Annotated in this window: 3 protein-coding genes; 1 reads left to right on the forward strand and 2 read right to left on the reverse strand. The window is 39.7% G+C overall.

Translation table 11 applies throughout. The annotated features are described in order from the left end of the window. A partial coding sequence (locus V7Q33_RS23350) for a hypothetical protein (RefSeq protein WP_333821496.1) occupies window positions 1–866 on the reverse strand: 866 nt, incomplete at its 3' end. Window positions 867–1082: 216 nt separating this feature from the next. Further along, window positions 1083–1694, reverse strand: coding sequence for a hypothetical protein (locus V7Q33_RS23355; RefSeq protein WP_333821497.1), 612 nt, complete (start codon window positions 1692–1694; stop codon window positions 1083–1085). Between the two features lie 67 nt (window positions 1695–1761). Here V7Q33_RS23355 and V7Q33_RS23360 point away from each other — a divergent pair, with 67 nt between their 5' ends. Then, the gene (locus V7Q33_RS23360; protein ID WP_333821498.1) at window positions 1762–2388 is read left to right on the forward strand and encodes a class I SAM-dependent methyltransferase; all 627 of its coding nucleotides are present in this window, start codon (window positions 1762–1764) and stop codon (window positions 2386–2388) included. The last annotated feature ends 81 nt before the right edge of the window (window positions 2389–2469 follow it).

Consider the following 2469-nt stretch of genomic DNA (forward strand, 5'->3'; position numbering starts at 1 on the left):
ACCTTCTTCACCATGTCGCCTTTGTTATCATAATATTCTTCAATCATTAACTCGTGATCCGGCAAATATTCCTTCCATCGGCCAAGCTTTACAATGTCGTAATTACTGTGGATACCTAATGTTACCAGCTCGCGTAACTTTGTTGCCAGGTCTTTGCGGCGTTTCCATACATAAACGTTCATGTGTGTATCCGAGAATGGTGCATAAGGCGGACGCTCATACCAGACCTCACCTTGCTGTTGGGTGTCGTAGATTTTGTAGCACCATAAAAGTATATCGATACCTTCAATTTGCTTGTTGCTATAGTATTTTTCATCGATGGGATACCGTCTTATATTTCGATCTATCTTGAAATAAAAATTAACAGTATCATTGTTGTAGTTCCAATAGTCGGAGCAGTCGCGAGTACCATAGTCAAGACCGGGATATACTTTCCTGGCATCACTTACTGTAAAATTTTTCAATGAAACGAATTTACCATTGGGTAATTTACCTTCGAAGTCTTTCGTGAGATGTATAAGCGCTACATACTCTGAGTTCTCTTCAATCTGATAGATAACTCCTTTTTGCGAAGCCAGTGTATAGGAATCGCCCAGCAGGTGTTCTATATCGGTATTGTGGCAATTTTTGCCCGACCCCATATTTTCCAAGGTTACAGGTTGCAGATGTCCCATCTTTGAAAGATCGGTGAACGTTGTTTTACATGGACATGTGTGATTGATCGAAGCGTGCTTTATAAAAGAAGTATCAACAACTGAAATACGTTGCTCATATTGATATTGTGTGGTATTGATGGGAGGCACGGAGGAACAACCCACTACCCATGCCATGATAAGTATAAGAGCTATCGTTTTTTTGTAGCGCACGCTTTGTTGTGTTACTATGTCAAATATACACAACGGGCTTCTGGTTATGCCAGTTTAAAGCCATCGTTTATTTTAGCAAAAGTAAGAGTGGTAGGTATGTTCGTTACACCATCATCAGAGTAAAACTATAACAGGCTGTGCAGAAAGTGAAAGCGCTATAAAAATATAAATAGATTGATTTGCAGATTAGTTTCGTATGCATCGCAGTTATCTTTTTTAGATTGCATATTTCTTTTTCCATTTCTTATAATTGCTTGCCATAAGTTTTATAGCAGTACGTATCGAGGCGGCCCAGAAATTTCGTATTCCTATTCCGTCTGGAGCGGTAGTGTATCGTTGAGAGATTAAAATCTTTTTTGTAGCGATGTCAAAGAATACAATATAATGGCTGGCCGTATTTTTTGCTTTATAGTATCGCTCTGCAATAAATACGAGCCCGATGCCATCGCTATGGTTACTTTTATATTCTGCTATCATGTTTGCGATTTCGGATTTTCGCAGGGAACTGTCACTCGGTATAGTTCGTTCTGTTGGTGTTGATTGATTGTTTAGTTGTTCAATGTATGCTTCACCAAAGATGATTTGATTTCGCTGCAACGCCTTAGCTATGTTATACTTCCCGGATTCTTGTATGATTAGCTTGTTCCACCCGTGAAAGTAATCGTGAAGATCCTTGTTGGTAAAGTTGCCCACCATTTCAGCATGTGTATAATCTATTCCATACCAAACAACCTTACTGTCAGTGAATAAGTCTTTTAGCGCGTAGATTTTCTGTCCTTCGGCAGTCGCATATACCATCAGTAAAAGAGCAATAGGAAGACGAATCATAAATGAATTTTTTTGAAAGATAATAAGTTAAGGAGCTATATCTAACAACCCAAACAATTTATCCCTTATGGAAAAATCCTGGCTTGACAAATGGAATGAACGTTACAGCAAAGAAGAGTTTGCTTTTGGTGAAGAACCTAACGAGTATTTAAAAGAACAATTGGAAAAGCTGCCAGCCGGCAAGATTTTGTTCCCTGCAGAAGGTGAAGGCCGCAATGCTGTATTCGCAGCTAATTTAGGTTGGGATTCCTATGCATTCGACATCAGCAGCGAAGGAAAGAATAAAGCGCTGCGTCTGGCGGAAGCAAACCAGGTAAAAATCGACTACCAGGTGGGAGAGCTGCAGACACTGAACTATACCCCTGAGCAATTTGATGCCATTGCATTGATCTATGCACACTTCCCTGCTGATATCAAATCATCGTTGCATAAAATGCTGGATAAGCTCCTGCGAAAAGGTGGCGTGGTGATCTTTGAAGCCTTTAGCAAAAAACACTTGGAATATGTTACCAAAAACGAAAAGGTTGGCGGACCAAAAGATATAGGAAGTCTGTTTTCGATTGAAGAAATAAAATCCGACTTCGCGAATTATGATGTGATAACGTTAGAAGAAAAGGTAATTGAGCTAAACGAAGGCTTATTTCATAATGGAACAGGCTCTGTAATTCGTTTTGCAGGAAGGAAGTTGCGTTAAATAAAATGCCCTCGGAGTTGCAGCTCACTGCGACTCTGAGGGAAATATAGCTGCTAAAACTTGTTGATGGTTGCAGCTTTT

Source organism: Ohtaekwangia sp., from assembly GCF_036786105.1.
Classification (GTDB): Bacteria; Bacteroidota; Bacteroidia; order Cytophagales; family Cyclobacteriaceae; genus Ohtaekwangia.